Here is a 5,756-nt window from a genome sequence, read left to right on the forward strand (position 1 = left end):
GAGGCCCCACTCGCATGCGCCCAGCGGTCAGCGACCACCCGATCGAGACTCCCGTTCGAAGCGCATCTCTCAAGATCGAAAAGACAACAGCTTCTAACTGCGTGACAACGCCAGCGAACAACGGCGGACGAGCGCGAACGTCTGCGGACCATCGGCGCAGGTAAGGGGTGCACCAGACCAAGGCAGCACGCCCGCCCAAGTTGCTTCGGGACGAGGCAGTCCAGAGTTCAAGGCTCGCAAAGCCAGCAGGCGTAATGCTGCTTCGCGAGTCCGACGCTCCTCGGTCAGGCCAGCGCAGGCATGAAGCCGCCGCGGGCGGTGCCCGAGGACAACAGGGCAGACCAGTCGAGTGCCTCAGGCAGGTGGTCCAAAGACAGAACGACTGCTCCGCCGGCCTGCTCGGCATCCGCGCACCAGTCGCCCATGTCGCTCGGTGCCGTACCGTCGTCGGCTCCGCCGACCACCGGCGCGGCGAGAGCGGGGACGACGAGCCCGTGGTCTCCAGGTCCGTCTACGACGCACAGGGTGAGTCGGGGAACGATGTTCCAGCCCTCGCACAGGGGCACCGCCCCGTCCGGCGCGCGCAGTAGCGGCAGGGCATCGTGGACAGGCGCGTCGGCCAGCAGGAGCACAGGCGTGGCACCACGGACGAATAGAGTGTTCTCAGGATCCAGCAGCACGGGACCACTCTCGCAGGACGGCGCATCGGGACGGCAAGGGGGTGCCGAGACTGCCAACGAGCACGCGTCCGCCACGGTCATCGAACCATTGCGTGTGCCAGGTCCTACGGGGAACGCGGGGAACATCGGAGAGGCAACGGGGCCGCCCCCAGACATCGAAACCCCTCCGCCGCACGTCAGGCCCACAGGGGAGTCTGAGATCATCTCAGCTTCCCAAGCTGAGAGCGCGAGTCCGAACCTCAACATCCGCTCCAAACGGAACCCGGCCAGGGGATCCGAGGCTGCGGTCCCGCTCACCGGCGAGCCCATCGACGCTGCATTCGTCACCTTGACGCGAACCTTGTACTCGTCCGTCGCTTGGCTCTGGAATGCTGGATGCATCGTGTGAGAGGGGCGGCGTTCATGCAGTGGAAGACCCATGGCGAGCGGCAGATCTACACCAACAAGTGGGTGAATCTGTGTCTGGTCGACGTCCAGCAGCCAGACGGGCGCAGGTGGGAGTACCACGTCGTTCGCCTCCGGCACCTGGCTGTGGCCGCTGTGGTCAATGACCGCCACGAGGTTCTGATGATGTGGCGACACCGCTTCATCACCGACTCGTGGGCCTGGGAGCTCCCCATGGGCCTGGTCGAGGATGGCGAGACTCCGGAAGAGGCGGCGGCGCGCGAAGTTCTGGAAGAGACGGGCTGGCGCCCCGGCCCCATCAAGCCCCTGATCTACGCCGAGCCGGCCAACGGCATCACCGACTCGCAGCACCACGTCTTCCGCGTGGACGGCGCCACCTACGCCGGGCCGCCCACGGAGAAGAACGAGTCCGACCGCATCGAGTGGATCCCCCTCTCCGAGGTGCGGGGGATGATCGACCGCCGCGAGATCGTGAGCAGTGGATCGCTGGTCGGTCTGCTGTACCTGCTCATGGACGAAGCGATCCGCTGACCGGTGGGAGGAGTTCCCGTAGCCGAGCCTCGAAGACCAGGGCTACGGGCTCTTGCCTGTGCGGGGCCAGCTGGTCGTAGAACTCCCTGAGATGGCCTGATACTCGCTCTGAGGACACCACCGACGCGGCCTTCAAAGCTTGCGTGGCGGTGTGGCAGGCCTGGTCCAACTTGCCTTGGTCCAGCTGTGTACGCGCCAACCAGAAGGCGTGAAACGCACGGCCGCGCTGGTTGGTGCTGTCCTCCTGGCGCAGAGCATCCGCGATCAAGGGTTCTGCCTTCGCTGCTTCTCCCAACCGTCCGTGGGCGATACCCGTGTCCACGATGAGCTTCGGCTCGTCGAAGTAGGACACCCATGCCGGGTCCGGATCGGTCGGCTGGATCCGCTCGAAGTGGCGGTGTGCTTCCCCGATCGACCGATGCGTGGAGGTCTCGTCGCCCAGGGTGGCGTGGGCGAAGGCCTCCCGCATGGACAGCATCGACAGAACGCGCGGGGTCGTGCCCAGGGCTGAGCGGGCCTGGTCCTGGGCGGCGGTCACGAGTGCTAGGGAGTCCGCGGGCTTGTCCTGGTACGTCGCCTGCAAGCTCATGCAGGCGAGGACGTTGGCCATGAACTCGCGGTCGTCTATCTCCTTGGCCAGTTGCAGGGCCTCGGTGAAGTACGCGCGGGCCTGGTTGTACTGGCGGGCGTCGAAGTAGGTCCAGCCGGTGAGGCGGGCCAGTTCGGCGGCGATACCGTACAGTCCGTTCTGGATTGAGGGCCGTCGGTTCTCCTTCAAGAGGCCCACCACATGACGCAGCTGGCCGACGATGGCCGGCCTCAGCGCCTCTCCGCCGTGCTGGTCATCCCGTCGCCAGTAGTCCTCGATGGACGCACGGAACGCCTCAAGCGTGGCCACGCTCAAGTTCGTGCGGGTAGCCAACGCCAAGATGCCGTCTACGTCTGGCCCCGGCAGAGAAGCGGGAGTCTGGTTCTCAGCCTCCGCCTGCTCCTCGGGTGCCTGGCGCTCGGTGACCACAAGGGCCTGGGGTGTCTCCCAGGGACGCCGGGCAAGCCCCAGCATCTGCCCCGGGATGCGCAGACCATCCGCGATGCGCTCGATGACGTCGATGTGTTGCAGCTGGCGTCGTCCGGCGATCACTTCGCCAACGCGGCTGGGGGTCAGATTGCATCGCCTGGCGATCATCGACGGGTAGATGCCCGCCTTGATCTTCACCAGCCGGAAGACTCTCGCGAAGTCCCGTACCCGACACGCATTGATCATCTCGGGATCGGTGAGCAGCCTGGCAGGCACTTCCTGCGGCCGGTCGGCGTCGGGCATTGGGCAAGCTCCCACACTGCGAGGGCTACGCAACGTCGCTGGTTCTCTACTTCCCGCGATGTTACCCAAGTTGGGTAATCAGCCTGACCTTTCGACGGCGGCCTCCTGATCGCGATGCTCCTTGCATGGCGAGCAACCAGCAGACCAGACCAGGCATCGGTGAACTGGCGAAGGACAGCGCCCGCGGCCGGATCGGCATCGTCATGGGTGAGGTCGGCGGCCGGGTGCAGATACGGCCGATCGGCGGCGGCAGGGAGTGGGATGCCCTGCCGGACCACGTGGTGGCGCCGAGTGCGCGGGAGGAACTGAGCGCACGCCTGGCCATCAAGAACAGCAACAGTCGGGATCGGCTGTGATGCGCGCCATCGGCCGGTACGCGGGAGTCCTGTTCATCATCGTGATCAGCGGGTCGTGCGGCCTGGTGATCGGTATGGCTCTCGGTACCAGCCAGTAGACCGGCCGCCCCGAACGGGTGCCAGTTCCCCGGCTCCTCTCCACCCTGGGCGACGGCGAACTCACCGATGCCAAGGTCGCCGGATACGTCGCCAAGTACGCCACCAAGAACGCTGAAGGCGCGGGCACCGTCGACCGCACCCTGATGTGCCGCCCCTGCCAGGGACGCGGCTACGTACGCGGCCCCGACGGCTTCCGCGACCTGTGCGCCGACTGCGACGGCACCGGACAGGCGGAACCCATCAAGGCCCTGCCTGTCCAGCAGCACGTACGGCAGATGATCCGTACCGCCTGGGACCTGGGCCACCTGCCGGAGTTCGCCGAACTCAAGCTCTGGAAGTGGGCCCACATGCTCGGCTTCCGCGGCCGCTTCTCCAGCAAGTCGCGCGCCTACTCCACCACCCTCGGCGCACTCCGCGACGTACGCCGCGCCTGGCGCCTCGCCCAGGCCGAAGCCGCTCGCGCTCGCGCTGGCCTCCCCACCACCGACGAGAGCACCCTCGTCACCGCCTCGTTCTGGACCTACCTCAGCAGCGGCTACCGCCCCGGCGAAGAGTTCCTCGCTGCCCAGGTCCGCCACGACATAGCTCATACGCAACGCCTCAAGCAGGAAGGACTCGTGCCCGCATGACGGCCGCCGTGCTCACCGTGGACCAGGTCGCCGAGCGTCTCGGCATCAGCCGCTGGAAGGTCCACGACCTGATCCGCTCCCGCGAACTCGCCTCTTTCAAGATCGTCCGCTGCCGCCGTATCAGCGAAGCCGCCGTGGACGCCTACGTGTCCCTCCGCACCGAACAGGAAGCCGCCTGATGGCCAAGCCGAAGAAGAACGCCAACAACGAGGGCACCATCTATCTGCGCAAGGACGGCCGCTGGGAGGGCAGTGCGTACGTCCTGACGACGGACGGCACGTACAAGCGGCGCAGCGTCTACGGCAAGACCTGGGACGACGCGCACGAGAAGCTCATCAGGCTCAAGGCAGACTCCCTCAACGGCCTGCCGGTCGCCACGAGCAAGATGACGATCGCCGAGTACCTGACGTACTGGCTGGTGAACGTCGCCCAGGGCAAGGTCCGCAGGACTACGTACGTCAATTACGAGTCCCTCGTCCGCAACTACGTCACCCCGGACTTCGGCAAGAAGAAGCTGGTCCGCCTCACCGCGCGCGACATACGCGCCTTCCTCACGAAGACGGCGGCCACCTGCCAGTGCTGCGCGCAGGGCAAGGACAAGAAGCGACCGGAGCACAAGCGGCGCTGCTGCGCGCTCGGCAAGTGCTGCAAGAAGCTTGCCTCGGACCGGACGGTGCGCTTCCTGCTGGTGATCCTTCGGGCCGCTCTCCAGCACGCCGTACGTGAGGACGAGCTGCCCCGCAACGTGGCCCGGAACGTAGAGCTGAGCATGGGCACGAAGCGCGAGATCGAACCGCTCACGGCCAAGGAGGGGCGTCAACTCCTGGCGGCGGCCCGTGACAACCGGCTGTGGGCCGCGTACGAGCTGGCGGTCCGTATCGGCCTGCGGCGCGGTGAGGTGCTGGGGCTGCGCTGGTCGGACGTGGATCTCCACGAAGGGGTCCTCACTGTCCGGCAGGCTCTGCAGCGGGTCGGCGGTGAGCTGCTGATCGTCGCGTCGAAGACGCAGCGCTCGGCCCGTCACGTGGCGTTGCCGTCCGAGTGCGTGACGGCGCTCCGCGCACAGCGTGCCCAGCAGATCGCCGACCGGAAGGCCGCGGGCGCCAACTGGAAGGAAACGGGCCAGGGCCTCGTCTTCACCACCAAGAACGGGACCCCCATCGAGCCCCGCAACCTGAACCGCTCCTTCGACGCCCTGTGCGTCCGCGCCGGCGTCCGCAAGGTCCGCTTTCATGACCTGCGCCTCGCTCCTCCACGAACAGGGCGCCGACGCTCGCATGATCATGGAAGTCCTGGGCCACAGCTCCATCCGCGTGACCATGGACATCTACACCTTCGTACGGCTCGACTCCCAGCGCTCCGCCTTCGACCGCGTCGGGGACGCGCTCAGGGATGACGGCAACGATCCGGACGATGACGACGGCGCGGCCGGTGTCCCGGTGGCCATCTGACCCGCCCCGTATCGCCCTCGAAGGCGGTTGCCGTCAAACACTGCCGTCAAAGCAAAACCCAGAGGCCCTGTGGATCACTCCACAGGGCCTCTGAACTGTTGCGCACTCGGCAGGATTCGAACCTGCAACCTTCTGATCCGTAGGCGCGTGCAGCACTAGCACGAACCGCCCGCCTGCTGGAGTCTTTTGGGGCTCTCCTGCCGTATGTGTGGGTCATGCTGGGGCGGGTTGGCGTCCAGGGAGCTGGGGGCGGGGGCCGGCGAGGGTGAGCATGACGAGGGCGA

General features: G+C 66.8%; 6 protein-coding genes and 1 pseudogene. 5 read left to right on the plus strand and 2 right to left on the minus strand.

Annotated elements, in window-relative coordinates; translation table 11 throughout:
* Positions 1-284 precede the first annotated feature (284 nt).
* Positions 285-680, minus strand: a complete 396-nt coding sequence (locus ACFYX0_RS46350) for a hypothetical protein (protein ID WP_388981507.1) — start codon at positions 678-680, stop codon at positions 285-287.
* Positions 681-1,082: 402 nt separating this feature from the next.
* On the opposite strand from ACFYX0_RS46350, the gene ACFYX0_RS46355 reads away from it, so the two are divergent.
* Positions 1,083-1,616: an NUDIX hydrolase gene (locus ACFYX0_RS46355; RefSeq protein ID WP_361653770.1), complete on the plus strand. Its 534-nt coding sequence runs from the start codon at positions 1,083-1,085 to the stop codon at positions 1,614-1,616.
* Here the strand turns inward: ACFYX0_RS46355 and ACFYX0_RS46360 are convergent.
* Positions 1,594-2,937, minus strand: coding sequence for a hypothetical protein (locus ACFYX0_RS46360; RefSeq protein ID WP_388981509.1), 1,344 nt, complete (start codon positions 2,935-2,937; stop codon positions 1,594-1,596). The genes ACFYX0_RS46355 and ACFYX0_RS46360 overlap by 23 nt on opposite strands.
* A 125-nt stretch (positions 2,938-3,062) precedes the next feature.
* Here ACFYX0_RS46360 and ACFYX0_RS46365 point away from each other — a divergent pair, with 125 nt between their 5' ends.
* The 4 genes and pseudogenes from ACFYX0_RS46365 to xerC all read left to right on the plus strand — a co-directional run bounded on the left by ACFYX0_RS46365 (position 3,063) and on the right by xerC (position 5,417).
* Complete coding sequence (locus ACFYX0_RS46365; RefSeq protein ID WP_361653774.1) at positions 3,063-3,293, plus strand: hypothetical protein; 231 nt, start codon at positions 3,063-3,065, stop codon at positions 3,291-3,293.
* Positions 3,294-3,427: 134 nt separating this feature from the next.
* Positions 3,428-4,021: pseudogene (locus ACFYX0_RS46370) on the plus strand (replication initiator); the annotation flags it as partial.
* The gene (locus ACFYX0_RS46375) at positions 4,018-4,200 is read left to right on the plus strand and encodes a helix-turn-helix domain-containing protein (protein ID WP_388981512.1); all 183 of its coding nucleotides are present in this window, start codon (positions 4,018-4,020) and stop codon (positions 4,198-4,200) included. The pseudogene ACFYX0_RS46370 and the gene ACFYX0_RS46375, both read left to right, overlap by 4 nt.
* Positions 4,200-5,417: a tyrosine recombinase XerC gene (xerC, locus tag ACFYX0_RS46380; RefSeq protein WP_388981515.1), complete on the plus strand. Its 1,218-nt coding sequence runs from the start codon at positions 4,200-4,202 to the stop codon at positions 5,415-5,417. The genes ACFYX0_RS46375 and xerC overlap by 1 nt, the downstream gene beginning before the upstream one ends.
* Positions 5,418-5,756 lie beyond the last annotated feature (339 nt).

This window comes from Streptomyces sp. NPDC002573 (assembly GCF_042889625.1).
In the GTDB taxonomy this organism is placed as follows: Bacteria; Actinomycetota; Actinomycetes; order Streptomycetales; family Streptomycetaceae; genus Streptomyces; species Streptomyces gibsoniae.

Bases quoted from the DNA above. Each gene is read 5' to 3' on its own strand.
- ACFYX0_RS46355 (WP_361653770.1), top strand. From the start codon at position 1,083: ATGCAGTGGAAGACCCATGGCGAGCGGCAGATCTACACCAACAAGTGG.
- ACFYX0_RS46360 (WP_388981509.1), bottom strand. From the start codon at position 2,937: ATGCCCGACGCCGACCGGCCGCAGGAAGTGCCTGCCAGGCTGCTCACC.
- ACFYX0_RS46365 (WP_361653774.1), top strand. From the start codon at position 3,063: ATGGCGAGCAACCAGCAGACCAGACCAGGCATCGGTGAACTGGCGAAG.
- ACFYX0_RS46375 (WP_388981512.1), top strand. From the start codon at position 4,018: ATGACGGCCGCCGTGCTCACCGTGGACCAGGTCGCCGAGCGTCTCGGC.
- xerC (WP_388981515.1), top strand. From the start codon at position 4,200: ATGGCCAAGCCGAAGAAGAACGCCAACAACGAGGGCACCATCTATCTG.